Source organism: Halomonas sp. R57-5, assembly GCF_900070345.1.
In the GTDB taxonomy this organism is placed as follows: Bacteria; Pseudomonadota; Gammaproteobacteria; order Pseudomonadales; family Halomonadaceae; genus Vreelandella; species Vreelandella ventosae_B.
Genome location: NZ_LN813019.1, coordinates 1738216 through 1762878, shown reverse-complemented (window position 1 = coordinate 1762878; position 24663 = coordinate 1738216). Strand labels below are relative to the sequence as shown.

The window sequence follows — 24663 nt, the reverse complement described above, 5'->3', positions numbered from 1 at the left end:
ATCCATTAGGCCCGGTGGTAGTTAAAGACATGCTCCTCGAGGTCAGCTGGGATCAGGTCACGCGGTATATCCCCCAGGTCGATTTCGATGCAGCGCAGGCCACGGCTTTCGAGTCGCTGCAGTTTTTCGGCGTCGATGTAATGGGTGACGGCCACCTCAACCAGGATCTCTACCTGGCCCAGGGTCACGATCAAATCAGGGCGGATGTCACCCAGGCTGAACTCGAGCTTCGCGTCATCCACGGATTGCCGATCGCAGCCGGGAAAAATAACCTTGGATTCGGTGTGCTTGTAGCCATCGGTATCCATTCCCTCGATCTGCGCTAGAAGCAGGGGGATGGGCGCTTCCTTACGATCAGCGATCAGCTGTTTCGCTGCCAGGTGTATGCCCGTTTCAGCCCCGCCAGCGCATGGGCGTATGCCCGGGGCGTGTGCGAAGTAGTGGCGAACGATCTTGCCCATCTTGGCGATCAGCTGCGTTCTGCACTCTGGGCAGACACAGCCGCAACGATCACCGCGTTCGGCCGGGGTCAACTGGCTGATATGTACCAGCCGGTCCTGGCGAAGCCCGTAGGGAATTTTTGCGCTGTATGTCATGAGCTGGCGCCAAGCGATGCCGCACTACCTGAAGATGCTCGGTAGCTGTCTCCTGGAAAGGGAGGGGGTAGGGCTTGTATGGGACATATGCGGCTAGGGCTCTCGTTCAATGTCGGCGAGCTGCTGCATGAAGCGGKCGCCGTCAGGCAGATACTCAAACAGCTCAGCATCGGCATAGGTCGACCATTCGATGACCGTAAGCGCATCAGCGATGAGGTCAGCATCCAGCCTACGTAGCCGGGTCAAATCGAGGGGCCAGGCTTCCCCGTTATAGGTGGCCAGCAGTATGCGTCGGATATGGTGTGGCTGGTGGGTATATCCCAAGGCATTGGCGGCCAAGCGCTGGAGAGCAGGTAGGCCGCGGTCTTGTATCTCAATCTTGCGGGGCTCAAAGGCATCAACTTTTTCGTGTGCCTGCCTGGCGTGGTCAGAGAGTTGCTTGGAGTCCGGTGTCGTCATCTTGGGCCTGTTTAAAGTCTGGTTTGGCGAGCCGTGTATGGACATGGCCATGTTGCCTGGCTTACGGAACAAAATTTAGGTTCCATGTAGCTCCCCGTCTTCGGTAATTACAAGCGGCGGTATAGCCTATATGAAAGAATGAAAGCCTAACAATTGGCACATTGATGGCGAACGCGCCAAATGCATACACGCGGCCATGCTCGAGCTTACCAGACTGCGCTGAGTAGGCATGCCCTGCGCACTTCAATTGGAACACTTGATGGTGGATTCATTGGATGGAAGCCATGAGACACGCTAGACTTCCTTTAGATATGCATAACATGTACCTCCGATGTGGCTAGGTGATCGCCAGTAAATGTTCTAGGGTGGCTTGGGAAATAGCCTGAATTACCGAACGACAGGGACATTGTTAAATAGTTGAGCAGGGCGAGACGTAGTTAACTTACAGATGAAAGGCTCAAATCGCGCTAGATTTTTGTAGTCAGAGATTATTTGCAAAGTTGAACGCAACTAGAGTTATTTTAGACAAACCCTAAAACAATCAAACAATAAGGGATTAAAATGATTAAGGATAAAGAAGCCATCCTGCAGGAGGTTAAAAACACTCTTTCAAGAGATGATTGTAGCTGGTATTCGGAGGTGCTTTCATGGGCCTTCGCAAAGCTCAGCATCCCTTATTTTAGCTATGTTTGCATATATCGACATGAAACCCAGCACAGCAAGGCTGTTATCGAAGGTAACTATCCTCACGAATGGGTCGAGAAATATCGCCAAAGCAATTTATATCAAAAGGACCCTGTAATAAAAACCGCATCGCGAAGCTCGATACCTTTTTGCTGGACGGAGCATCATCTGTATCAGGACGCTATCTTTAAAGAATCAAGTGCTTATGGAATAGAACAAGGCTATTCAATACCGATACATGAACCAGGGGTCTCCTTTGGATTGGTTAACTTTGCAGCGCCAAGTGACCATGATAAAGTAAAAACGCTGGTCGAACGAGAGTTGGAAACTTTCATATATTTAGCCCATCTCTCGCATATGTATAGACCAAATTATATGATGCCAACGAAAAATAAAATACTCACAGAAAGGGAGAGTGAGTGCTTGTACTGGGCTTCAATGGGAAAGACATATGCCGAAGTTGGCATGATATTAGGGATAACAGAGAGAACGGTTAAATATCATATTAACGTCTCAGCCACAAAGCTAAATGCATGCAATGTAAGACAGGCACTAACTGCAGCTATTAAAAATAACGAAATATAAGTTGCATAGGTTAATACATTTCATAGGACAACTTACTATGTATGGCTTCGGTACAGGGTAATAAGACATAGAGTATAGGCTCGCCGAAGGCTGCTACATCCTTGTTAAGCATTCGGTGTTCCCAACCAGATTGCCTCAAAACCCTACTCATTGCAGGAACTATAGCTGCTTCATATTGAGAGATTTCATTATTAATGCCAAACTCAACCATACTTTTGAATATTGAAATTGTGCGGAGATCGATCCCAAACCTGTTTCTATGAGGGGATGAATTACTCGCTGAATACTTTTTAAGGCAAAACCTGCTAGCCTCCCAAGTTACAGCCGATATGGAGGGTTCTAAATAGCTTGGCCGAACATAGCTTAAGGCACCAGTAAAAAGCGTGGCCTTAGAGGACGAGCGAAGCCTAACACAACCACTTAAAATGCCATCGCTCATAGTATAAATATAGTATGAGTCTGAGTTGTCATATTCGTCTTTCTCTGAATTCCCACCATTATAACTTACAATATTCCATTTCAAGCGATCGATAAAGACGTGCTTCCTTAATTTATAAAGTTGCTTGAGAGTCGACTCATCAAGATCGTTGTAGTGGCTCGTATGGACAGAAAACGACTCTAATTGTTGTCTGGCAAGCACAGGTAATACCTCATATTAGGTCTTAAGTAAACCGATAACCTATCATTCTTTATAGAAGTGAGTAGGTGCCGGCGTGGTGTTGTTTAAAACAAAAAAGTAAGTTTTTCCATATTTTGACTATTGCCAAGCACGAGCCTAGGTAAGCCATTTTAGATACGCCACTGTCTGAAAGGACAGTGGCGTACCGATGTGGCTGTGCTAAAACTCAGAACTGCATGACGAAAAAATGACAACTTAAGGTACAGAGGAATTATGCCATGATGCGTCACGATATTATATTAGAAGACACTAGCCTCCGAGATGGTGAGCAGGCACCAGGGGTAGCATTTTCAAAAGAGGTAAAACTTCAGTTATTCAATAAACTTATCGAGGCTGGAGTAAAGTGGATCGAGCCTGGCATACCTGCAATGGGTGGTGAGGAGGTAGAAACCCTGAAAGAAATGCTCGAACGGAGGGATGAAGTAACACTGATTGGATGGAACAGGGGTATCAAGGAAGACATAGCATTCTCGATAGACTTGGGTTTCAAGGCTGTTCACATAGGCCTGCCAACTTCTACTAACCACTTAAAAGGGAGTATTGGTAAAGATAGAGTATGGCTCATTGAGAAGGTCTCAGACCTTATTAAATATGCCAAGGATAGAGGCGTTTTTGTATCGATTAGCGCAGAAGACGTAGGCCGAACGGAAATACCCTTCTTGCAGGAGTATGCAATAGCAATAACTGAAGCAGGAGCAGACCGTCTGCGGTTATCAGATACCATCGGAATTTTAGGGCCAGAAGAGTATGCCAGGCGCGTTGATGCAGTAGGACAAGTCTCTTCTATAGATACTCAATGCCATTGCCATAATGATTTCGGGCTTGCAGTTGCTAACACGATTTCCGGCCTTCGTGCTGGCGCACGTTACTTTCATGTTTGCGTTAATGCAATGGGTGAGCGAGCCGGGATGCCCGACATGGCTCAAATGGTCCTAGCACTGAAACATCTATATGGGCGTGACTTAGGAATGGACACCACGAAGCTCAAGGAGCTGTCCGAACAAGTAGCAGTAGCCAGCAAACAGCCTATCCCAGCTTGGCAACCTGTTGTAGGAGATAATGTATTTGCGCATGAATCGGGTATACATGTTAACGGAATGTTGAAGGATACTTCCACCTTTGAGCCGTTCACACCCGAAGAGGTAGGAAATAAGAGACGCTATGTGATCGGTAAGCATTCAGGCCGTGCAACGTTACGCAGTGTGCTTGAGCAGAATAGTATCACCATTAGAGAAGAAGTGCTGTCTGCCTGCCTTGCTAGAGTACGCACTGAGTCAACTCGACAGGGTTCGCAAATTGAGCCAGCACAGCTTCTGAGCTTATATCGGGAACTGGACCAGAAGGCGGAGGCAACAAAATGAACTCACCATTCGTCGAGGAGGTCATTGCCAAGCATGCGGACCGAGACAGCATACATGAAGGTGAGCTAGTCACCGCTCGTGTGGATCGCGTCTATCTCCAAGACGGAAACTCCCCAACCATAAGCAAATTGTTCAAAAAACACGGGTTTTCGGATGTGTTTGATCAAGAACACGTAGGGGTGTTTTTTGATCATTCGGTGTTGTCTCCAGACAAACACATTGCTGCCCGACTCCGTGAAGCAGAGGAATTTGCAGAATCGCTCGGAGTACAGGTCTTTAGGGCTGGAGAGGGAATAAGCCATGTGGTGGCTCTTGAGCAAGGATGGTATGAGCCTGGAACAATTGTTATAGGTTCCGATTCGCATACATGTACAGGCGGAGCAACGCAGTGCCTTGCACTTGGTATGGGAGCATCAGATTGTGCGGCTGCCATGGTTACAGGGGAAACTTGGTTAAAGGTCCCAGGAACAGTCTGGCTAGATATTAAAGGTAGACCCGCAGCAAGCGCACGAGCACGGGATGTGGTCATGCATGTACTAGCGGAACTTGGCCAGTACCCTTTCATGTACAAATCCATCGAGTGGGTGGGACCATGGGCGGAGGATTTAAGCCTGGATTCATGCGCAAGTGTGGCCAACCTAGGGGTTGAGATGGGCGCCAAATGTTCGTTTCTGCCTCAAGGCAAGGATCGACCGAATGGTATGGTTTCCCTACATAAGCCAGAAGATGGGGATCCTCGATTACATAGGTTCAATATCGAGGGTTTACCACCGATGATTTCAAAGCCAAATTCACCTGGAAACAGTGTTCCCCTAGATGAGTGCGCTGGATTAAAGATTAACTACGTATTTATTGGAACTTGTACAAACGGGCGTTTGGAGGACATAGCAGAAGCTGCTTCCGTACTCGCACAGGGTAAGGTGCGCCAAAAAGTACACTGCCTAGTCACTCCGGGATCACAAAAAGTATATCTTGAGGCTCTGGAAAAAGGCTATATCGCTACGTTAATGCGAGCCGGAGCGATTATTTCGCCTCCTGGTTGCAGTGCCTGCCTGGGAACACAAGGAAGCATACCTGCTTCCGGTGATAGAGTTTTATCTACTATGAATCGAAATTTTCTAGGCAGGATGGGAAATCCCGAAGCAGAAATCTTCTTGGCATCTCCTTTGGTAGCTGCGCATACCGCTATAAAAGGGGAAATACCAAATAGTACGGAACTAGTCTCATGAAAGAAATATTAAATTTACGGGTGCGTAGAATTGAGCAGACCATATCAACAGATGACATTATCCCGGGTAGATACAAACACATGTATACCGATGCAAAAGAACTTGCTAAACATGTATTTGAAAACGCGATACCGGGGTTTGCTGTGACTCTTCAGGAGCGAGACGTTATCTGCTGCAGTGATACGTTTGGTATAGGTAGCTCAAGGGAACAGGCAGTGAGTTCACTTCTAGCTGCCGGTGTGATAGCTGTGATAGCGCCAAGCTTTGGAAGGATCTTCTTTCGCAACGCATGGAATCTTGGGCTGATTGCGCTCGAGATTCCTAGCCCATCCTTTGCTGAAAAGGAAACTGTAAACCTCGACTTGATAAAGGGTGAAATCGCCGGTAATAGTGAAACCATAAATTTTCAGCCACCTCCAGAGAAAATGCTGGAAATGGTAGAACAGGGCGGGCTTCTTGCGATGCTCGAAAAGCGACTGGCAACTAAGCCGACAATAATTTTATCTAATTAAAGGTGTGCAACATGTGTCTACAATATAGGACCTTGCCAGATAGCCGTCGGGGTAAACTCAAAAAACAATTAGATGAAAAAGGCCATGTGAGATGTATAGAAGTGCATAACGGGCTTTCAGCGCTTGTGTGTAGTGAAGCGACAAACTACGCAATTGAAGGATCCTCGCCAAATTTTGACGCTCTCTGGATTTCAAGTTTAACTGGGTCTGCATCCAGAGGGTTGCCTGATATGGAAATGTACGTGCTGGAGAGAAGACTCGAGTTAATAGACGAAGTTTGCCAAGCGTCTATGAAGCCGATTATTGTGGACGGTGATACGGGTGGAGAAACAACAAGTTTTGAGTATTTGTGCACTAGGTTAGAATCATTAGGGGTCAGCGCAGTAGTAATTGAAGACAAACAACACCCTAAGCGGAATAGCCTGTCATTAGATTCGCGGCACGTCCTTGAAGAGCCAAATGCTTTTGGCGCAAAAATTAGACGTGCGCGCTCTGCATTGCTATCCGACACCTTTATGATTTTTGCACGGCTTGAAAGCTTAATAGCTGGACGTACCGTAGACGATGCACTGGAGAGAGCCGAAATATACCTGCGTAATGGTGCGCATGGAGTAATGATTCATTCTAAATCAAAGGATGGCGATGATATTATAGAGTTCATTACCAGATTTAGAAGCGCGGGCCACAAAGAACCAATTATATGTGTGCCTACTACCTACAACAAAATAAGAGCCCAGGACCTATTTGAGCATGGTGCCAATATTGTAATACACGCTAACCATATGCTAAGAGCATCGCATTTTGCAATGAAGAAAGTTTGCAAAAGAATCCTAGAAAATGATCGTTCTTTTGAAGCAGATGGTATCTGCAGCTCGGTCGGTGATATTTTCAGTCTGGTTGGTTACGATGCAGCTCTAGCAAGGGAAAAACAATCTACAGACGCCTAATCGTCATTTCATACAAATGACAATATCGTATCTGCAGCGCTGGAGGCTAAAATGGATATATTGGTTCTTCCGGGTGATGGGATAGGCCCAGAAATTACGAAGGCAACCTTATCAGTTTTAAACCACGTTTCTAATTTCGATTGTCTGGGTCTCACCTTTGATATAAGAGAGGTAGGACTCAAAGCGTATGAAAAAACGGGTACGACTCTACCAAACGATGTCATGAAGAGGGCTCGCGAGGTCGAAGGAATTATACTGGCGCCACTCTCTACCTACGAATATCCAAGCCGTGATGAAGGTGGCTTGAACCCTTCGGCGGAATTTCGAAATCGCCTCCATCTTTTTGCTAACTATCGGCCGAGCAAGCTTCGCAATACGAATAAAACATATAATAACATTGATTTAGTAATAGTGCGTGAAAATACTGAAGGATTTTATGCAAGCCGCTCTATGCATAGCGGAAATGGCGAATTTATGCCAGATGCTAATTCAGCGTTTGCTTTGCGTAAAATAACTGCAGATGCTACCCGTGACATTGCCACCGCCGCTTATAGATTAGCTCAGCTAAGAAGGAAGCACGTAACGATTGTACATAAGGCAAATGTACTAAAATTATCAGATGGCCTGTTTCTCAGGACTGTAAGGGAAGTGTCTCAATCTTACCCAGACGTAGCTTCGTCCGAGGTGCTAGTAGATGCTGCCGCAGCGCTACTGGTGCGAAATCCTGAGCAGTTTGACGTAATACTAACTACTAACATGTTCGGAGATATACTTTCCAATGAGGCGGCTGAATTAAGTGGGGGCCTCGGGAGCGCACCTTCTCTAAATTGCTCACATAAACTAGCCATGGCTCAGGCTTCCCATGGCTCGGCGCCAGATATTGCTGGAAATAATATAGCTAATCCGTCAGGTTTGATCCTTTCAGCGGCAATGCTGCTCGAATGGTTAGGGAGGAAGCATCACCGCACTGATCTCGTATACGCTGCAGAGCAGATTGAGCAGGCTATAGATTGCACTCTTCGGAACAAGAATACACGAACGCATGAAATGGGAGGAACCCTGAGTACGAGTGGCTTCGCGGAAGCTGTGATCGCAAATTATGCTTCAGAAAATCATGCCTATAACTCAGCGAGTTGACAAATGAACGTAGCTATGGCGATTAGTGTTAAGGGAGTCGAATATAGTTGCAAGGCTGGTTGGCCGGCGATCATATTATCTGAAGCTAATAACAGTGCAGCTTTGGAGGTGGATGGGTTTGAAGTTAAGGTAGTTCACGATGTGGAGAGGAATATTGTCGAATTAAAGAGCGAGCTGCCATGCTTAAATGTGCAATTGCCAACCACTTGGGAAGCTGCTCTACTGGCTATTGAAAATGCATACCCGGGCGCATCTGGGCATGCTGTGGTTCTTGCCCCAGTCGGAAGCTATCTATCACCTGTTAAAATAGGCGCTATTGATAGCGTAATATTTTCTAACATCACGCCTCAATCAGACTGGCTGCGAGATGCTTGGGCCTTATCTTGTGTTTCAATAAGCCATACGCGCTGCTGGTTGGTCAATATAATCGGTTCCCGTAACCGAAAACCTGAAGTAGATAGCTTTGCTCGAAGAAGTGTTGTTCCAAGCAAGATGGTAAATCCGCCTGCCATGTTGAAGATAGCTGATACTGCCACTCTTTCAGAGTTTGCAAGGGACTGTGGCTGGAGTGATGCATACTTTCCCGACATAGTTTTGTTAGGCAAGGCCGATAATATCTGCGCTACGGATAAGGAATTTAATGTTTGGTTGGCAGTTACAGATGCTGTTGTCGCTTTTGTCTTAGCCTATCAAATCGGCACATATTACCAGCCTGATCTACAAAGAGAGACTAGATATGAGATCCTTCATGAGTCCCTGAAAACCCCTTTGCGAGGTCAACCATGAATAGGCATAATTCGCTTTCTATATCTAAGCCAAGAATTGCTTTGCTTGGTATGGGGACCATCGGCAAACGCCTGGCTGAGACAGTCAAAGGTATACCTGAATTTGAGCTGACTGGTGTAGGGGTTAGGCGTTTAACTCCAGCTTTGATTCCGATAATACAAGCAGGGATTCCAGTTTATTGCACAGATTCTAATGATAACACCAGCCTAGAAGGCGTAGTGGCTGGGGATGCTGCAGATCTTCTATCCTCTAGCGATTATGTATTAGACTGTACTCCGAGAGGCACTGGTGCTGTCTATTCAAATGTCTATAATAATTATAACCTAAGGATGATCTACCAAGGTGGTGAGTCATCTGCTTTGGCTGCTTGCAATTATTGTTATGGCCATGGTTACAATGAAGCTATATCTGCGCCGTCAGTGCGAATACTCAGTTGTAATACGACTGGCCTGGTCCGTATTATTCATTCACTTTCATCTTCTTTCACTGTTCAATCAGTTAGAGCTGTTCTTACTAGGTCCGCAGCTGATCCAGATAAAAGCCTTAAAGGTTATGTTAACAACATATTGCCTTCTATGGGCGTATCTCATCATAGCAGTGACGCTAAATTGTTTTGGCCTGACTTAGAAGTACATACGCAAGCTACGTATGCTCCCGTAAACTGTGGACACCTTATAAGCATGTTCGCCAACCTCAAGGGCATCCACAGTAGATATGAAATACTAGATGTTCTGAGGAGTTCCCCTCGAATAAAGGTGATAGAGGGTCGAGGTGGTTTAACTGATCTGCGTGATGTCGGACGTGGCCATAAAAGAAATGATTGTCCTGATTTAATCATATGGCAAGAAAGTGTTCAAACCTTTGGAGAAAATGTTGTCCTTTCGGCTGGCGTTCACATGGAATCTATTGTTATTCCAGAAACACTTGATGCACTTTTTGCAATGACTCGCCTGGAACTTGACGTTAACAAAGCAATGGGAAGAAGCGATCAGGCTATTTTATAAATATGACAATTGTGAGGGTGTTATGCTGATCGCACTTAGTGGTCAATTCCATCATGATCTTCATGAGCGTTTGGCGAAATATTTAGAAACATTCAGCCTCGATGATGCTATCGGCACTGGTAAGCTAATTGATGCGGTTATTCTTGTCACCCGGGGAAAGCTCGTGGTTGATTCTAGTTTCTTAAATCAGGCGCCTAGTTTGAAGTTAATTATAAAAGCCGGCTCTGGCTTAGATACGATCGACTTACAAGCTGCGGCAGCTCGTAAAATTGATGTTGTCGCCACTGGTGGCTCTGAAGAGAGCGTCGCCGATTTAGCCTTGGCACTGCTGTTCTCTAGCTTGCGCCAGATTCCTACGTTTAATACTGCAGTTCGCCAAGGAAACTGGGATATAAAATCTCAACTAGTTACCGATACAATAGCGTCTCGCCAGGTCGGCATAGTAGGGTTCGGATGTATAGGAAAGGCCTTTGGAAAGATGGTCCGTGCTCTTGGCGCAGACGTTTACGCATGGGACAGGTCTATAGAAGCTGGGCTCAAGGCCGAACAGCTCTCAAGCTATAATATTAAGCCATGCAGGTCTCTTAATGACTTGTTTAAGGTGTGTAGTGTTGTTTCTATTCATTTGCCCCTGACCCCAGGCACCGTAGATCTTATTGGAAGAAAGGAGATATCAATGTTGAAGCCAGGAGCCATTCTGATTAATACCGCTCGCGCCTCAATTGTTGCACATGATGATTTGCTCCAGGCTTTGAAAAATGGAACATTGGCTTCTGCGGGCCTTGATGTACATTATAATGAGTATTCGCTAATGCATGMCCCTTTGCTATCTCTTCCTAACGTTGTACTTACCCCTCATGTAGGCGCGCAGACACGTCAATCGCAACATGCAATCGCGGATCGAATAGTTTCTAAGGTTAGGTCCTTTGTCACTCGATCTGGGGGAGCTTGATATAAGCTTACTTGTTGCTTTTGTTATTTTTCTTCGAAAGATCAAATAAGGAAAAGAAAACATGACTCCTAATATCACTCCATTGATCGCTGGTAATTGGAAAATGCACGGGCTCATGAGTTCGCTGTCTGAGCTGTCTGCTATTGGGCAAGGCTTAAAAAAACATCCATCGGAGGCCGAGGCCATTATTTTTGTGCCAGCAACACTTATTTATCAAGCAAGCGAATGTCTAACCAATTCGCCTGTCCGTATCGGCGCCCAAGATTGTGCCATAAAGGTATTTGGTCCTCACACCGGTGATATTTCCGCTGAAATGCTAAAGGATGCCGGGGCTACCTACGTGATTGTTGGCCACTCAGAACGCCGCATTGATCATGGCGAAACGGACATCATTGTTAATAGTAAGGTTGAGGCCGCATGGCGAGCAGGTCTGGTGCCTGTGATCTGCATCGGCGAAACATTAGAAGATAGCAGAGCCGGAAAGACTCTCGATGTTTTATCGAAGCAGCTAAAAGGCTCCCTTCCTGAAGCTGCAGGTTCCGAAAGCTTCGTAATAGCCTATGAGCCAATCTGGGCGATTGGTACAGGGTTGACCCCTACGCGTGAGGATATAGCCTCGACACACTCTTTTATACGAAACGAACTTGTTGGGTTGCTGGGCTCGCCAGCTAACTCTGTTCGACTTCTTTACGGTGGCTCTGTCAACCCAGACAACGCTGAAGAGATCTTATCGATCGCTAACGTTGATGGGGCGCTTGTAGGACGTGCAGCGATGCAAGCTAAAGATTTTATAGCATTACACAACAAAGTGCCTGGCTAGCACCTGCTATACTTAAACCAAGCTAACGAGCATGTATTTTCATGAGGATATTAAATGGAAATCGAGATAACCTTTGTAGTGTTGTTTGCTGCCATGCTAAATGCTGGCTGGAATGCCCTTGTAAAGGTAGGTGGAGACAAAATTGCAGTTATGGCGTTAATAACCTTTATGGGCAGTTTGTTTTCCCTTGTTGCCTTACCTTTCGTTACTATCCCCTCCCCTGAAAGCTGGCCACTTTTATGTGTGGCAATCTTAATACATACTGCCTATCATTTTTCCCTTCCTTTGGCTTACAAATTTGGGGATTATGGGCAAGTGTATCCCATTGCTCGTGGTTCGGCGCCATTACTCGTTACATTAGGCGCAGCTTTGTTTGCTTCCGAAGCATTAAGCTTTCCAATTTTAATTGGCATTTTACTCCTTTCCGTTGGCGTCATGGCTCTAGCACTCGATGCTAAAACCGGGATTACCCAGAACCCGCGAGCAATTTTTACCGCCTTAGGCACTGGTTTTTTTATTGCGTCCTATACCCTCGTTGATGGAATTGGTGCACGTCAAGCTGGTTCAGCGTTCGGATTTGCTGTTTTATTGACTATAGGTAACGGCTTGCTAACTTTTATTATTGCTATGACATGGAAGCACAAATTAATCTTAGAGGTGATTCGCAATAATATCGTTTCGGTAAGCATTGGTGGTGGCATGCAGGTTGGAGCGTATTGGATAGTTATCTGGGCTATGGCATATGCACCGCTTGGTATGGTTTCAGCTTTGAGAGAAACCAGCGTGCTTTTCGCTGCTCTTATTTCTACTTTCATTCTTAAAGAGGGCTTTGGTGTTTGGCGCTTTGTTTCTGCTGCGATGATAGCTGGTGGGATAGGGCTAACTCGTTATAGGCCATGATAAATCTTCCATTGCTTCGCCCTGATACAGGAGTAATCTATGAATATTTTCAGCTTGGAAGGTCGTGTTGCTGTTATTACTGGTGGGAATGGAGGCCTAGGGTTCGGTATTGCTTCTGCGCTGCATTCATACGGAGCTACGGTTGTGATAGCGGGACGTCAGAAAGATAAGAATAAATCAGCTGTTGAAAGACTCTCTCGACTAGGGGGGCGGGTGTTGGGGATTGAGGTTGACGTAGCAGATGAGCTTTCATGTAAAGCGATGCTTGCTGTTGTGGCAGAAGAGTTTGGTCGTATTGATATACTCGTGAATAATGCTGGTATTGCTATCCGCAAACCCCCTGAGGAATATTCTGTTGATGAATGGCGTAGCGTAATTGATGTCAATCTCTCTGGTGCGTTTTATTGCTCTCATCACGTATACCCTTATATGGTTGAAGTAGGTGGTGGTAAAATTATTAATATAGGCTCGATGTTATCTATTTTTGGAATGCCTTTAAGCGTGCCTTATGGCGCTAGCAAGGGAGGTATTGTACAGATGGGTCGATCTTTTGCCGCAGCTTGGGCTGATAAGAATATTCAAGTAAATGCTATTTTGCCAGGATGGGTAGATACGGAGATGACAAGAGAGACACGCTCCCAGGTGAAAGATTTACATCAGCGTGTTATCGATCGAACCCCTGCTAAGCGATGGGGCCTACCCAGTGATTTTGCCGGTGTCGCAGTTTTCTTGGCCAGCTCTGCTTCTGATTTCGTTACAGGCGTTGCCTTACCCGTTGATGGCGGGTTTTCCATTAGCGGCTAGATAAAATCACTATTTCTCTTCCGCGTGAGGCCACATTTTGCGTAAGGTGAATACTCATTCGGTTCTCGGGAAGGTTCATTGGCTTGCAGTGGGGCTGGATTTCCTTCGATACAGTATGACTGTACAGTACAAGGAGTTGCCTCATGGTTTGCACACCACGATTTGAAGGAACCGCTAACGGAAGCGGCCAACTGGCCGGACACATTGCCATCCTGGGCTTGTCCTCCGAAAGCTCGCGGTATCCCCTCCCCCTGATGGCCGGCGAGGTCAGGGCTGGCTTTCCGATCCATGCCGAGGCTGAGGTCGATCGCATCCTCGACCTTACCGAGCACCTGATACCTCGCCCAAGCGCCAGCTATTTCTGCCGTGCGAAGGGGGACAGCATGGAGGGATGCGGCATCTACGATGGGGACTTGCTCATTGTCGATCGCTCGCTGGAGCCAGTGGACGGAGACATTATCGTGGTGTGTCTGGATGGCGAGCTTACTTGCAAGCAGCTTGGCAAATGGCATGGTCAGCCAGCGCTATTGCCAGGTAACCCGGCCTACCATCCGATCGCTCTCATTGGAACCGATTGCGAGACATGGGGTGTCGTCACTCACAACGTCCATACGCATCGTCGTAGAGGTGTGTGATGATTGGCCACTGTGATTGCAATAACTTTTACGTCAGCTGTTTTCGCGTTTTCATGCCCGAGCTGCGCGGGCGCCCTGTCGGTGTCCTATCCTCGAACGAGGGATGCCTCGTCGCTAGGTCAAATGAATTGAAAGCCCTTGGCGTGCCTAATGGCTTGCCCGCCTTCCAGCTCTCCCCTGATGTCCGTCGACAGACAGTGCTGCTTAGCTCGGCCTATGCCCTGTTTGGCTAGATGTCGCGACGGGTTGTGTCCACCATGCAGGCCCATACCGGCCCAATATCGGTGTACTCAATTGACGAGCAATTCATTGACTTGTCAGGACTGTCTACCGATGAGCTGCAAGCGCATACGCAAACTGTATGGCGTGGAAAAGCAGGCCAAGGCCCTGGCGCCTGAGGCGCGTCAAACGCTGCGTGACCAGAAGAGCCGCCCATTAATCGATCAACTGCGCACCTGGCTCGACAAGTCACTGGCCCAGGTGCTGCCCAAAAGCGCACTGGGGAAAGCCCTTCACTACCTGGATCATCAGTGGCCCCGCCTGACCCGGTTCCTGGACGATGGCCTGATCCCGCTGGACAATAACCCAGCAGAGAACGCTATCCGCCCGTTCGTGGTGGGACGCAAGAACTGGCTGTTCAGCCACACCCCGAGCGGTGCTCAGGCCAGCGCGGCGATCTACAGCCTGATCGAAACCGCCAAGGCCAATGGCCTCTCGCCCTACGAGTACCTGCAGTACGTCTTCGAAACACTGCCCACCCTCAACAACGATGACGAACTGAACACGCTGCTGCCTTGGCAGTGGAAAGAGACGTTACCCCTCTGAACAATGACTGGCTAGATGTAGTTATTGGAGCGCTTACTTCGATCCAGCCCTCGMCTTCCGAGACGGTGAGGTCATGCTGTCGAGCCACCTCAGCGACGGTGGTCTTGCCCTTGAAGATATCCATGACCACAGCGGCTTTGCGCTTGGCGGTCCAGCGTTTGACTGAGGGTTCGTTGTTCATCTCATCCTCCTGATAGCTGCACTATAGCCTGTGCAGCTCTGGAGGGGGTCACTTCAATTTGACCGACAGCAGCAACTTATTACAAATTTCTATCATACCGTGATCGCATTCATGGCGGATATAATCGGAACCGAATCGATATTCGGGTCATTCAAATTCGGAAGAAGGACATCCTTCCAATATTTATTGGCATCACCTGGTTTTCCTTGACTTGTCCCATCTGGCATTCTTAGGTGAGTCGGAATGCTATTATCTCTATGTGCTGGCTCGAAAGTAGTTTCGTGACAGCGTAGTACCCTCGAAATTCCACTAGCTAAATCTAAACCAAATTGGTCTGAGATTGATTTTTGAATCCCCGAGTCGAATCTAGGATTACCCGTATTGTCATAACCTATAATGCTTGCCTTATCAGTGTCGCAAATTACGCTGTAAGGAATAAAAAATTGAGACAAGACTTTCTGATAGAACGGGATATTATTCACTGTGCCGCAGTTAAGAATAAAATAAAATCTTGACTGAACGTGCTCTTGGAATCAATCCCTAAGTATTATTTATTCTGTTGGCCCTTCAACTAATATAACCTCGTCAGAATAGAAAGATTCACAAATATGCGGATTGAACCTTAGGACTTCATACATCTCTTGTTTAAAATCATCATCTGATTTTGAGCCAGCAGCAGCTTTTAAGAATTGGTCTGATACTTGATGAAGCTGTTTAGAATCTTCTTTCTTAACCAGCCTGACAATGGAAGACTTGAGCTTAGAAATATCGATCATCGACGGTGAATGCGAAGCGCAAAGAACTTGGTATGGCGTATTACCAGAGCTAACTTTATATATAAGCTCTCGTAGTTCACGTATTACCTTTGGATAAAGGAATAGCTCAGGCTCTTCAAATAAAACCAAATAGTCTTTTCTTCCTTCTATCCGTTCAAACTCTTCGGCAACATCTCTCATGAGAAGTAAAGCAAAGATCGTCGTCCGAATTGTTCCATGACCAATATGAGCAGCATGACTTGGCAAGTCTGTATCAATTTCTCCGGAACTATTTACATTTTGAAAATGGATATCGTACTCACGACCTAGCTTGTTTTCTGTCCATGCTACACGATCCTTTTTATCCTCAATCCCCACACGAATTTTAGGGAAAAGTGCTATCATATACTCGTTAACAGATTCTTCATAGCTGGCTATGACATCTTTGTTGTACATTTTTTCCTGCAATTCTTTGATTTTTAATTGTGCCGCCTGCAACTCTGCTAATTCGGCATCTTTTAGTCGGGACTCTGCAACAGATTTCAGAATTTCATTTATGATATTTTTTGCTTCTTCCTCGCTAGGCATTGCTTTTATAAAGATTGGCTTCGGCAAGCATGATTGAAAGACTGAATGTAGCCCTACTGACGCATAGCCTTTGTCAACGAAATCGTTATCTTCTGGACTCCAACTCAAAGCCTTTTTGGATATTTTCTTCCCATCTAGAACCCATTCATTTCGTAGCCTTATACGACTACCATCAATAAGATATTTTTTATAACTATCTTTTGATTTAGGTGCAGCCTCTTCAATCCTCTTCATGTCCCATTCATCGAGCTCAACCTCTATTTCTACTTGTAGAGTAGTCCCATTAGCCTGGCGATAGAAATCCAGTTGCTTTGGATCAATGCCTTGATAGAAGAACTCATATGCTCTGAGAAACGTTGACTTTCCTGTATTGTTTTGACCAAAAATAAAAAGTGTGTATATACTATTAAAATCAATGCGGTTCTTTTCTAAGCCGCCCGTTATACCTCGATAATTATTAACCGAAAAATTGCTAATCTTCATTTCGTTGATCCTTAATTTTTTGGATGCTTAACGCCGCTGGTAACGGGCCGCTTTAAAGCAGAGCCAAAGGCGGCGCGGAAAAGCGGTCTAGTTGACTGCTTTGTTAATGTCTACTTGTCGCGGATAAATTTTGAAATTCGCTCCCTCAAACCCTCTTCTAGTCCTTGGGCAATTCCAGCCGCAGCGCCACAAATTATCATTCCTGTAGGCACCGCTATAAAAAGTAGTGGAGTTGTACCTGCAACCGCAAATCCTATATATGTTCCAGCACCACATCCGCCAGCTTTCGTTAAAAGGCTCCCTATAGATTCTGCGGTCAAAGGCGAATTCTCGAAGGGGAACACCGCGGCCATCGAGACATACTCAGCAAATTTATAGACCTCAGGCCCATGTGTGAACTTGCCAAGCAGGTAGGACCTATCCGATTTCCAGCCCTCTAAATCTTCTTGATTTTCTGCTAGAAGTAAAGTCGCTATTGCCCGCTGAATCCAATCAAGCTCTACTTCTTCTAATAAGCGAATCCCCAGCCTTTCACCAACTTGATCCAGAGTAGTGAAATTCTCTATGTTGAAATTTCTCGCTGGAATGGTGATAGCCCTAATTCCCAAGCCCTCTGAAAAAGAGACTTCAGTTTCGTATGTTTGTTTTACTTCCATTMCCTTTCCTCCCTGACATTAACGCTTGTAGCAGGGGCGCGACATCAGGAGCATCCCTTGCCTGCAGTGATTATATCCTTAATTTTGGCTAGGCACCTTATTCGGAAATTCCTAAATAAACTTCATCAACATCTCAGAAAAAGCGATTAAGTCCTCACAATCCTCCTTGCTCATCAATGCAATCTCGTGAGTTGCTTCGTTTCCTTTTTTCCGAATATGGTCTACCCAACCTCGACCGTTAGGTGGTATAAAGCCTTGCTCTGCGAGATAGTTCACGTAGTGAATGAATGGCTTACCTTCTTCCGCACCTTGTTTTACACCAATGTTCATCAACAGCTTCCGACAAAGTAGTACCGAGCCGGTATAGGCCGACGCCGCAACGCAGTTACGAGCCTCTTTGTACAAAGCGTCCAGATCTTCGGGTAAGCGGTTAACGTCGTTTCCGGGTGCAACATCTGGATGCTGATGACCTTGGCCATCTATATGAGTTGGTTGATCACAATGAGGACAGATATAGATTCTTTGATTGCTGTCAGAGAAGAAGCCAATGTGAGTGGCGATAATGTTTCCGCAATGCCCACATGTGTATTGCTTTGAGCTAATATTATTTACACTATTCCATGGTATAGTTTCAAAGCCCTATTCTGATATAACAGCGTATTTGATTCCCATCTTATAATTGAAAAAATTCTCGGCGCGTTTATCCAGCAAATGCAACCTGCAAAATTCGCGCGCCTGCTGTATTTTTCATTTCAATAATACTATACTGATAACTAAGCTTTTCTTATTCATTCAACACCTGCACTTTGACGCTGTCGCCACCAAACGCCACCCTACCCGCTATCGTTTCCATCCCTTCAATCGGCTGCTCGTAGCTCCAAGCAATATCCCGACGCTCACCCAGCGAAAAATACACCGTGTGTCCTTTAAACGGGCAGTGGGTCGTCGTTTCTGAGGTGTTAAGCAAATCCATGCGCACGTCTTTTCGCGGGAAATAGTGGCGCGGCGGGTAGCCGGTTTCGCGGAGTTCGAGGGTTTGGGTACTCTTTATAACTTCCACAAGCAGCTTGCCATCCACATGCACCTGCATGCGCTGGCTAACGGGATGAAGCGTAATGCGAGGTGCCTGTGGCATTCGGTTGTTCCCTGCGGCGATTTTCGCTCTAATAAAATCAGCCTAGCAGTTGGCTCCGTTGAATCCTACGTTTGCCTCATTAAACTTTAGGATACGGACATGACCTGGGTCATGTTGATGCCAGTGCTACCACCCTACCACTGCCTTTGGCTGAAGTAATAAATGCTTGGGCTTTGAGAAAGGACGTTTGGAAGAGCTTAAGGAAGGCGAGCAGCGTGCTTTGGAAAGCCAACGCAACGCGGCCCGTAAGCTGATCGCTCGCACCGAAATGGATGATCAGGTGATCGCGGACATCGAAAAGCTGCCCGTCGCAGAGATGGAGACGTGACGGGCAGAGACTCAGCATTAAGGCCTAAGCAAGCTGGCGCAACCTCCGCCACTGGGCCAGCGTTTGAATATCCTCCGGTGTCGTCCGGCAGCATCCGCCAATGCCTGACGCACCTGCTGCCAGCCATTGCTCAACTCCTTGCGCCAGCCCGGAAATATCCGCAGCGGTATGATCGCATTGTGCCGGGTGCCAGGTTTTGGTCACCGCGTCATACACTTCCCCTGAGTTGGGGTAAACCAGCACCGGCAGATCGCACTGACGGCGGATTTCCTCAATCAGCGATTCGATATGGGCCAACGCCGTGCAGTTCACACCAATCGCCGCTACGCCTGGGCAGTTGGCCAGGGCCCTCGCACATTCTGCGATCGGCGTGCCATCGCTGATGTGTTTGCCATCCTTCGCCGAGAAGGTAATCCAGGCCTGCACACCTGGGTGCTCAGCCAGCAAATCGGTGATCGCCAGCGCTTCCTCCAATGAAGGCAAGGTTTCAGCGGCCAGTAGATCCGCCCCCGCCGCCAGCAAGAGTTCAAAGCGCTCACGGTGAAACTCAACCAGCCCGGCGCGATCCAGATCATAGCCGCCTCGGTATTCACTGCCGTCCGCCAGATACGCGCCATAAGGGCCAACGGATGCAGCCACCAGCGGTTTGGGGCGGTCGGTTTGGCCGGACTGCCAGACCGCATCCCGCGCTTGCTGCGCCAGCGTGACCGATAACTGAATCAACGCCCGAGCCTCTTCTGCCGTCATCCCCGCCTGCATAAAACCCGGCACCGTGGCCTGATAGCTGGCGGTAATCGCACAATCGGCACCGGCTTCAAAGTAAGCCTGATGCACCTGACGAATCTTCTCTGGGGCTTGCGCCAACAAGCGCGCCGACCAGAGGGCATCATTGAGGTCACAGCCTAGCGCTTCCAGCTCGGTGGCCATGGCGCCGTCGATGACCATAAAGGGTACGTTGGCCAACAGGGCTTTGATCGGATTCAACTCATTCATACGGTGTTTTCCTCAACGGCGTTGGGCGAATATTCAGAACGTTGGGAGGCCCCACGGTGGCGCACATAGTGCACCAGGTAGCACAGGCCAATGAAAGGCACACCGAAATAGAGCGCCACGCGTTGTTGCGGGTCGAAGGCAATGCCAATGCACGCGGCCAGACAGGCTGCAAACGCAATAATCGGCACCCAGGGGTAGAACGGCGTGCGATAAACCAGATCCTTCAGTTGCCCGCCTTCACGCAGGTAGTGGCGCCGGAAGTTAAACTGGCTAAGCGCAATCGCCATCCAGACCACCACCACAGCCAAACCGGAAATCGAGACCAGCACCAAGTAGACGGTTTCAGGGGCATAAACGCTGGAGAACAGAGCACCCAGGCCGCCGACCATGCTGAGTAATAGGGCATTCATCGGAATGCCACGCTTGTTGAGGCGGCCAAGCGACTTGGGCAAGGTGCCTTGGTCAGCGAGCGTCCATAGCATGCGCGACGAGGCATAAAGACCGGAATTGGCCGCCGACAGCAGCGCGGTGATGATGACAAAATTCATGATATCGGCTGCACCCGGCACGCCAAGGCGCTGGAACACAGCCACAAAGGGGCTTTGACTGAGCCCGGCTTGATCCTGCGGTAACAGCGCCGCAATCACGACGATGGTGCCGACGAAAAACAGGATCAACCGCCACAGAGTCGCGCGGATCGCCTTGGGCACATTGCGGGCCGGATCCACCGTTTCCCCGGCGGCAATGCCAATCAGCTCGGTGCCGGAAAAGGCAAACATCACTGCCAGTAAGGCGGTACCAATGGCCATCAGGTTGGGCGGCATGGCGCCCTCTCCCCACAGTGCCGATAGCCCCGGTGAGGCGACCTCAGCGCCAGCGGCATCATGCAGCGGTACCCAGCCAATAATCGCCACGGCGCCCACCAGCACAAACACCACCACCGCAATCACTTTGATCAATGAAAGCCAGAACTCAGACTCGGCAAAGAAGCGCGAGGTAAACGCATTCACACCAAACACAATCGCCGCAAACATGCCGCTCCAGTACCAGCCGGGGATGTCGGGAAACCAGCGCCCCATAAAGACCGCCGCCGCGGTGAATTCGGAACCTAGCGCCACTGTCCAGGTGAGCCAGTACATCCAAGCCACCATATAGCCGGTTCCCGGGCCGATATAGCGGCTGGCATGCGCGCTGAAGGCACCTGAATCCGGCATATGCACCGCCAACTCGCCCAGGCACATCATCACCAGCCAAGCAACAATGCCACCTACCAGATAGGCCAACACTGCCCCAATAGGCCCGGCCTGCTGAACGGTATAACCGGAACTCAAAAACAGCCCGGTGCCAATCACGCCCCCCAACGAGAGCATCACCAAATGGCGCGTCTGCATACTGCGCTTGAAGTGCGCCCCCTCTTGATCACTTGCTGGCTCACTCATGGTGACATCCCTATCTTTGACCTAACACGGCTCCAGGCGCCCAGCGGCCTGGCTCAGAAAGGGCACCATTTTAGTGCATCCTTAATTTACTAAAAAGCATAAAAGGATTGTTTAATATTCTTATTTTGAATATAAAGCCTGAAATGAGTGATAAGCGCGGGGAGTATCAATTTAGATAATGACTGGTGCCAATCAGCGATACTAACTGAATGCAGTCTGCTCAAAGCTTGCACGTGCTGTAACACCAGCATGCCATTCCTGTAACTGTGGATACTCTTCTTTCCAGTTCACCTCTGGCAGCCTAAAGGCGAGATAATCCAGCGCCACTGCGGTAGCGATGTGGCCCAGGTTGATAGTTGAGCTCTGTTGTTCTTCGCCAAGCTCACCGTCCAACTGTTTCAGTAGCCGCTGAATGGCCCTCGAACGCCTCTGCCCCAGCTCGCTATCATCAATCCCATTGCCGTAATGCTTTCTGGCAATCACGGTATTGAACGCGGCATCCATCAGGTTTTGTCCCAGCCCTGCCAGGTGCAACACCTCACCCAAGCTGTCTTGGGCAATCATCGGCTTGTTGGGGCTAACGCTATCCAGGTAAACGGCAATCAGCAGTGACTCGCTTAACGTGATCCCCTTCTCCGTTATCAACGCCGGAATACGCCCTGCGGGGTTAGCTTTTAATAGATCGGCATCGTCTGCCCAGGGGTCGCACCACTTCAGTGTGACGCTTTCCGCTAAGCCTTTTTCCAGTAACACGATCCGCGCTAGGCGCGCATAGGGTGATGTCGCGTTCAGGTAGAGTTCCATTATTGCCTCCCTTGGTTTGAAGAGTGCTGGGAAGAAAGCTGCGCGTGGCGTTGCTGTACACCACGGCTAAGCAGTATCAACAAAAAGCCTGCCACCAACATAAGGCCGCTGATGGCAAATAGCTGCGTGTAAGTGCCCCAGGCACCATAAAGCGCGGACATGGAATAGCCTGCCACCGCTTGGGCAGCAGCAAAAGCAGCGGTTGCCTGCCCCCAAAGCCTCTTGTGCGCGGTCGGGCCTACTAATTCAGCAAGGCGGCCAGAGGTGAGTGCAACAATGCCGGGGATCATCGCCCCCACCATGAAGGAGGAAACCGACTGGCTGAACAGTGCTAGCGAGAATACCGGCAGCGAAACAGCGGCGGCCTTTGCCGCAAAGGCGATCATCAAGCCGCGATGCCAACCCACACGCTGCACCAGTGCGCCTACCATTAACGGTCCACACACTGCACCCAAGCCGAAGATGCCCCACTGCAGGGAAGCTGCTTGACTGCCCAACGCATTTTCCCTGGCGAGATAATCCACCCAGAACACGGTATGGGGCACAAACCCAACCGCGTCCAGGGCATAGGCGCCAATAACCAGCAACACCACTAGCTTGACTCCCGCAACTCCCTTCTGGCTATTGGCCGTTGGGCTAGTTGCCAAATGTGGGGCTACATGTAAGTGGTCAATGCCCCAGTCGCCTAAAAGGCCCGCCGCGATGCAAAGCAACCCCAGCGTGCCCCAGGTGACCGTTAGGCTTAACTCAAGAAGCACGGGTACGATGGAGGCGGAAAGCAGTGCGCCCAAACCAATGCCGGTAAACACCATGGCACCCACACTGGCTCGCCTTTCAGGCGGTGTCGCCGCCAGCGCCAGCGAGGGGCCAACCACCATTAAGACGGCCCCGGCAATACCGGAGACTAATCGACATAAGAAGAACCATGAGAAGCTGCCCGCCCCAGCGCAAAGCATAAAACTGAGAGCGATAGCCGCGAAGCTTGCGCCGATTACCAGCCGAGGAGAAAAGCGCTCACTCAGCGAGTGAGCTGCGAGTGCACCGATAAAATACCCCAGCAGGTTAGCGGCCCCCAGGTAGGCGCCTTGGCTCGCGGAAAACCAGCCCTCTTGAATAATTGCGGGCAATAGCGGCGTATAGGCGAAGCGCGCAATGCCAATCCCCGCCAGGGTCGCCATTATTCCTGTCATCAGGGCGGGCAGATCGTGGGTAGTGAGTGTTCGATGCATCATGTGGTGTCCTTTTCGTGCCGCCTTTCGGGCAAGGTGGGCAGCGCGTTAGTGCACAGCCAGACTACGCGCGAGGAGCTATTTCTAGAAACGATTAGTTTTGATAGCTACTATCTTGTTTACAGATAGACTGACAGGGAGACGGCACGTGCAATTGAAATCACTGCGACTATTCATGGCCGTGGCCGAAACAGGCAGCTTCGTGACGGCGGCTAAGCAGCTGCACACGGTGCAATCCAATGTGACGGCCCACATCAAGAAACTTGAGGGCGAGTTAGGCGTACAGCTGATTCACCGCGCAGGACGCGTTCGCCCTACGAGTGCGGGTTTGGCACTGATGGAGTACGCCGAACGCATACTGAACGCCCACGATGAAGCGGTATCGCTATTCAAAGGCCAGGAAAAGGCGTGTGGGCGGCTACGTATAGGCGCCATGGAGACCACAACGGCGTTGCGCCTTCCGCCGATACTGGCGGCGTACCATGCGGCACAGCCTGACGTTGATATCCAGATAAAGACCGGGCCCACGGCTGAGCTGGTCGAGTTGTTGCTTAACGGGCAGGTGGACTGTGTTTTCGTGGCCGGGAGGCTTGAGCATGGCCGCTACCACTTGATCAAAGCGTTTAGCGAGCAGCTTGTTTTAGTAGGCTCAACGCCTATGACGAAAATGCCCTCTTCACAAGCGCTGCTGACGTCCGCCTTCTTGGCGTTTCGCCAAGGGTGCAGCTACCGCCAGCGTATCGAGCTGTTGCTGGCTTCCTACGGCGTCAATGCMGGCCGAATTTTTGAGTTCGGTTCGCTGGACGCGATGCTTGGCTGCGTTGCTGCCGGGATGGGTTACACGGTTCTGCCCCGTGGGACGGTTGAAGCCCACCAGCACCGGTTTGGGATTCACACGCTGGAACTGCCCACGTCCATCGCCAATGTCGATACCTATTTTGTCGCCCCCGAACCAGAGTCCTGGACACCCGCCCTGGCAAGCTTCGCTGAAACGTTGCGTGACGCGGTGGTGGTGGATGAGCCTCAGCTGACTGCGTCGTGAGGTGGATCTAAGAATTCCGGGGGGTATTTAGGCTTTTTTACAAAATGGGCCCTAATATGGGCCTCTCCTCTCTCTCATGAGCCAATAGTTGCTTCCCGAAGACCCGCTACTTATT

Annotated in this window: 28 protein-coding genes and 1 pseudogene; 17 read left to right on the top strand and 12 right to left on the bottom strand. The window is 48.9% G+C overall.

Annotation, left to right across the window (positions count from 1 at the left end):
- Positions 1-5: 5 nt before the first annotated feature.
- Positions 6-596 (bottom strand): competence protein CoiA family protein, encoded by a 591-nt coding sequence (locus HALO_RS08035; RefSeq protein ID WP_035584332.1) that lies wholly within the window; start codon positions 594-596, stop codon positions 6-8.
- Positions 597-689: 93 nt separating this feature from the next.
- Positions 690-1055: a DUF7673 family protein gene (locus HALO_RS08030; RefSeq protein ID WP_050713291.1), complete on the bottom strand. Its 366-nt coding sequence runs from the start codon at positions 1053-1055 to the stop codon at positions 690-692.
- A 561-nt stretch (positions 1056-1616) separates the two neighbouring features.
- Here HALO_RS08030 and HALO_RS08025 point away from each other — a divergent pair.
- Entirely contained in the window at positions 1617-2324 is a 708-nt protein-coding gene (locus HALO_RS08025; RefSeq protein WP_035584334.1) for a LuxR family transcriptional regulator, read from the top strand.
- A gap of 10 nt (positions 2325-2334) precedes the next feature.
- On the opposite strand, the gene HALO_RS23725 is transcribed toward HALO_RS08025, so the two are convergent.
- Positions 2335-2964, bottom strand: a complete 630-nt coding sequence (locus HALO_RS23725) for an acyl-homoserine-lactone synthase (RefSeq protein WP_035584336.1) — start codon at positions 2962-2964, stop codon at positions 2335-2337.
- A 257-nt stretch (positions 2965-3221) separates the two neighbouring features.
- Here HALO_RS23725 and HALO_RS08015 point away from each other — a divergent pair, with 257 nt between their 5' ends.
- The 14 genes and pseudogenes from HALO_RS08015 to HALO_RS07950 all read left to right on the top strand — a co-directional run.
- Positions 3222-4364 carry a homocitrate synthase/isopropylmalate synthase family protein gene (locus HALO_RS08015; RefSeq protein ID WP_035584339.1) on the top strand — a complete coding sequence of 381 codons (1143 nt, stop codon included), beginning with the start codon at positions 3222-3224 and terminating at the stop codon, positions 4362-4364.
- Positions 4361-5593: a 3-isopropylmalate dehydratase large subunit gene (locus HALO_RS08010; RefSeq protein WP_035584342.1), complete on the top strand. Its 1233-nt coding sequence runs from the start codon at positions 4361-4363 to the stop codon at positions 5591-5593. Before HALO_RS08015 ends, HALO_RS08010 begins: the two co-directional genes overlap by 4 nt.
- A complete protein-coding gene (locus HALO_RS08005; RefSeq protein WP_050713290.1) occupies positions 5590-6105 on the top strand; it encodes a LeuD/DmdB family oxidoreductase small subunit in 516 nt (171 codons plus the stop codon). The genes HALO_RS08010 and HALO_RS08005 overlap by 4 nt, the downstream gene beginning before the upstream one ends.
- An 11-nt stretch (positions 6106-6116) precedes the next feature.
- The gene (locus HALO_RS08000) at positions 6117-7052 is read left to right on the top strand and encodes an isocitrate lyase/phosphoenolpyruvate mutase family protein (RefSeq protein WP_050713289.1); all 936 of its coding nucleotides are present in this window, start codon (positions 6117-6119) and stop codon (positions 7050-7052) included.
- Positions 7053-7103: 51 nt separating this feature from the next.
- Positions 7104-8189 (top strand): isocitrate/isopropylmalate dehydrogenase family protein, encoded by a 1086-nt coding sequence (locus tag HALO_RS07995; RefSeq protein WP_035584344.1) that lies wholly within the window; start codon positions 7104-7106, stop codon positions 8187-8189.
- Between the two features lie 3 nt (positions 8190-8192).
- On the top strand, positions 8193-8975 hold the full coding sequence (locus tag HALO_RS07990; RefSeq protein ID WP_152561162.1) for a hypothetical protein: 783 nt from the start codon (positions 8193-8195) through the stop codon (positions 8973-8975).
- Complete coding sequence (locus HALO_RS07985) at positions 8972-9979, top strand: type II glyceraldehyde-3-phosphate dehydrogenase (RefSeq protein ID WP_081899162.1); 1008 nt, start codon at positions 8972-8974, stop codon at positions 9977-9979. Before HALO_RS07990 ends, HALO_RS07985 begins: the two co-directional genes overlap by 4 nt.
- A gap of 22 nt (positions 9980-10001) precedes the next feature.
- Positions 10002-10931: an NAD(P)-dependent oxidoreductase gene (locus HALO_RS07980; RefSeq protein ID WP_050713288.1), complete on the top strand. Its 930-nt coding sequence runs from the start codon at positions 10002-10004 to the stop codon at positions 10929-10931.
- A gap of 61 nt (positions 10932-10992) precedes the next feature.
- Positions 10993-11751 carry a triose-phosphate isomerase gene (gene tpiA, locus HALO_RS07975; RefSeq protein WP_035584355.1) on the top strand — a complete coding sequence of 253 codons (759 nt, stop codon included), beginning with the start codon at positions 10993-10995 and terminating at the stop codon, positions 11749-11751.
- A 54-nt stretch (positions 11752-11805) separates the two neighbouring features.
- Positions 11806-12651, top strand: coding sequence for an EamA family transporter (locus HALO_RS07970; RefSeq protein ID WP_035584359.1), 846 nt, complete (start codon positions 11806-11808; stop codon positions 12649-12651).
- Between the two features lie 39 nt (positions 12652-12690).
- On the top strand, positions 12691-13455 hold the full coding sequence (locus tag HALO_RS07965; RefSeq protein ID WP_035584362.1) for an SDR family NAD(P)-dependent oxidoreductase: 765 nt from the start codon (positions 12691-12693) through the stop codon (positions 13453-13455).
- A gap of 143 nt (positions 13456-13598) precedes the next feature.
- Positions 13599-14090 carry a LexA family protein gene (locus HALO_RS07960; protein ID WP_081899163.1) on the top strand — a complete coding sequence of 164 codons (492 nt, stop codon included), beginning with the start codon at positions 13599-13601 and terminating at the stop codon, positions 14088-14090.
- Positions 14090-14323 (top strand): Y-family DNA polymerase, encoded by a 234-nt coding sequence (locus HALO_RS23500; protein ID WP_268746299.1) that lies wholly within the window; start codon positions 14090-14092, stop codon positions 14321-14323. Before HALO_RS07960 ends, HALO_RS23500 begins: the two co-directional genes overlap by 1 nt.
- A 115-nt stretch (positions 14324-14438) precedes the next feature.
- Positions 14439-14915 (top strand): annotated as a pseudogene (locus HALO_RS07950) (IS66 family transposase); the annotation flags it as partial.
- Here HALO_RS07950 and HALO_RS23720 read toward each other — a convergent pair.
- The 5 genes from HALO_RS23720 to HALO_RS07925 form a co-directional block, all read right to left on the bottom strand.
- Positions 14851-15033, bottom strand: coding sequence for a hypothetical protein (locus tag HALO_RS23720; protein WP_442906067.1), 183 nt, complete (start codon positions 15031-15033; stop codon positions 14851-14853). The pseudogene HALO_RS07950 and the gene HALO_RS23720 overlap by 65 nt on opposite strands.
- Positions 15034-15647: 614 nt before the next feature.
- Positions 15648-16922: an ATP-dependent nuclease gene (locus HALO_RS07940; protein ID WP_197671986.1), complete on the bottom strand. Its 1275-nt coding sequence runs from the start codon at positions 16920-16922 to the stop codon at positions 15648-15650.
- Between the two features lie 110 nt (positions 16923-17032).
- The gene (locus HALO_RS07935; RefSeq protein ID WP_035584368.1) at positions 17033-17578 is read right to left on the bottom strand and encodes a hypothetical protein; all 546 of its coding nucleotides are present in this window, start codon (positions 17576-17578) and stop codon (positions 17033-17035) included.
- Between the two features lie 111 nt (positions 17579-17689).
- Positions 17690-17983, bottom strand: coding sequence for a DUF4145 domain-containing protein (locus tag HALO_RS07930; protein ID WP_081899165.1), 294 nt, complete (start codon positions 17981-17983; stop codon positions 17690-17692).
- Positions 17984-18362: 379 nt separating this feature from the next.
- The gene (locus HALO_RS07925; protein WP_035584371.1) at positions 18363-18713 is read right to left on the bottom strand and encodes a DUF427 domain-containing protein; all 351 of its coding nucleotides are present in this window, start codon (positions 18711-18713) and stop codon (positions 18363-18365) included.
- A gap of 166 nt (positions 18714-18879) precedes the next feature.
- Between HALO_RS07925 and HALO_RS23085 the strand changes: the two genes are divergently transcribed.
- Complete coding sequence (locus HALO_RS23085) at positions 18880-19041, top strand: hypothetical protein (RefSeq protein ID WP_157693163.1); 162 nt, start codon at positions 18880-18882, stop codon at positions 19039-19041.
- Positions 19042-19065: 24 nt separating this feature from the next.
- Here HALO_RS23085 and mmuM read toward each other — a convergent pair whose 3' ends face one another.
- The 4 genes from mmuM to HALO_RS07905 all read right to left on the bottom strand — a co-directional run bounded on the left by mmuM (position 19066) and on the right by HALO_RS07905 (position 23506).
- Positions 19066-20034, bottom strand: coding sequence for a homocysteine S-methyltransferase (mmuM, locus tag HALO_RS07920; RefSeq protein ID WP_092490821.1), 969 nt, complete (start codon positions 20032-20034; stop codon positions 19066-19068).
- Positions 20031-21473 (bottom strand): amino acid permease, encoded by a 1443-nt coding sequence (locus HALO_RS07915; RefSeq protein WP_035584374.1) that lies wholly within the window; start codon positions 21471-21473, stop codon positions 20031-20033. The genes mmuM and HALO_RS07915 overlap by 4 nt, the downstream gene beginning before the upstream one ends.
- Positions 21474-21674: 201 nt before the next feature.
- Positions 21675-22277, bottom strand: a complete 603-nt coding sequence (locus tag HALO_RS07910; protein ID WP_035584378.1) for a glutathione S-transferase family protein — start codon at positions 22275-22277, stop codon at positions 21675-21677.
- Positions 22277-23506, bottom strand: a complete 1230-nt coding sequence (locus HALO_RS07905) for a YbfB/YjiJ family MFS transporter (RefSeq protein ID WP_035584381.1) — start codon at positions 23504-23506, stop codon at positions 22277-22279. Before HALO_RS07905 ends, HALO_RS07910 begins: the two co-directional genes overlap by 1 nt.
- 148 nt (positions 23507-23654) lie before the next feature.
- Here HALO_RS07905 and HALO_RS07900 point away from each other — a divergent pair, with 148 nt between their 5' ends.
- A complete protein-coding gene (locus HALO_RS07900) occupies positions 23655-24548 on the top strand; it encodes a LysR family transcriptional regulator (RefSeq protein WP_035584383.1) in 894 nt (297 codons plus the stop codon).
- The last annotated feature ends 115 nt before the right edge of the window (positions 24549-24663 follow it).

Excerpts from the sequence above, each read along its gene's own strand:
- HALO_RS08035 (WP_035584332.1), bottom strand. The coding sequence starts at position 596 with ATGACATACAGCGCAAAAATTCCCTACGGGCTTCGCCAGGACCGGCTG.
- HALO_RS08025 (WP_035584334.1), top strand. The coding sequence starts at position 1,617 with ATGATTAAGGATAAAGAAGCCATCCTGCAGGAGGTTAAAAACACTCTT.
- HALO_RS08015 (WP_035584339.1), top strand. The coding sequence starts at position 3,222 with ATGATGCGTCACGATATTATATTAGAAGACACTAGCCTCCGAGATGGT.
- HALO_RS08010 (WP_035584342.1), top strand. The coding sequence starts at position 4,361 with ATGAACTCACCATTCGTCGAGGAGGTCATTGCCAAGCATGCGGACCGA.
- HALO_RS08005 (WP_050713290.1), top strand. The coding sequence starts at position 5,590 with ATGAAAGAAATATTAAATTTACGGGTGCGTAGAATTGAGCAGACCATA.
- HALO_RS08000 (WP_050713289.1), top strand. The coding sequence starts at position 6,117 with ATGTGTCTACAATATAGGACCTTGCCAGATAGCCGTCGGGGTAAACTC.
- HALO_RS07995 (WP_035584344.1), top strand. The coding sequence starts at position 7,104 with ATGGATATATTGGTTCTTCCGGGTGATGGGATAGGCCCAGAAATTACG.
- HALO_RS07990 (WP_152561162.1), top strand. The coding sequence starts at position 8,193 with ATGAACGTAGCTATGGCGATTAGTGTTAAGGGAGTCGAATATAGTTGC.
- HALO_RS07985 (WP_081899162.1), top strand. The coding sequence starts at position 8,972 with ATGAATAGGCATAATTCGCTTTCTATATCTAAGCCAAGAATTGCTTTG.
- tpiA (WP_035584355.1), top strand. The coding sequence starts at position 10,993 with ATGACTCCTAATATCACTCCATTGATCGCTGGTAATTGGAAAATGCAC.
- HALO_RS07970 (WP_035584359.1), top strand. The coding sequence starts at position 11,806 with ATGGAAATCGAGATAACCTTTGTAGTGTTGTTTGCTGCCATGCTAAAT.
- HALO_RS07965 (WP_035584362.1), top strand. The coding sequence starts at position 12,691 with ATGAATATTTTCAGCTTGGAAGGTCGTGTTGCTGTTATTACTGGTGGG.
- HALO_RS07960 (WP_081899163.1), top strand. The coding sequence starts at position 13,599 with ATGGTTTGCACACCACGATTTGAAGGAACCGCTAACGGAAGCGGCCAA.
- HALO_RS23500 (WP_268746299.1), top strand. The coding sequence starts at position 14,090 with ATGATTGGCCACTGTGATTGCAATAACTTTTACGTCAGCTGTTTTCGC.
- HALO_RS07940 (WP_197671986.1), bottom strand. The coding sequence starts at position 16,922 with ATGAAGATTAGCAATTTTTCGGTTAATAATTATCGAGGTATAACGGGC.
- HALO_RS07935 (WP_035584368.1), bottom strand. The coding sequence starts at position 17,578 with ATGGAAGTAAAACAAACATACGAAACTGAAGTCTCTTTTTCAGAGGGC.
- HALO_RS07925 (WP_035584371.1), bottom strand. The coding sequence starts at position 18,713 with ATGCCACAGGCACCTCGCATTACGCTTCATCCCGTTAGCCAGCGCATG.
- mmuM (WP_092490821.1), bottom strand. The coding sequence starts at position 20,034 with ATGAATGAGTTGAATCCGATCAAAGCCCTGTTGGCCAACGTACCCTTT.
- HALO_RS07915 (WP_035584374.1), bottom strand. The coding sequence starts at position 21,473 with ATGAGTGAGCCAGCAAGTGATCAAGAGGGGGCGCACTTCAAGCGCAGT.
- HALO_RS07910 (WP_035584378.1), bottom strand. The coding sequence starts at position 22,277 with ATGGAACTCTACCTGAACGCGACATCACCCTATGCGCGCCTAGCGCGG.
- HALO_RS07905 (WP_035584381.1), bottom strand. The coding sequence starts at position 23,506 with ATGCATCGAACACTCACTACCCACGATCTGCCCGCCCTGATGACAGGA.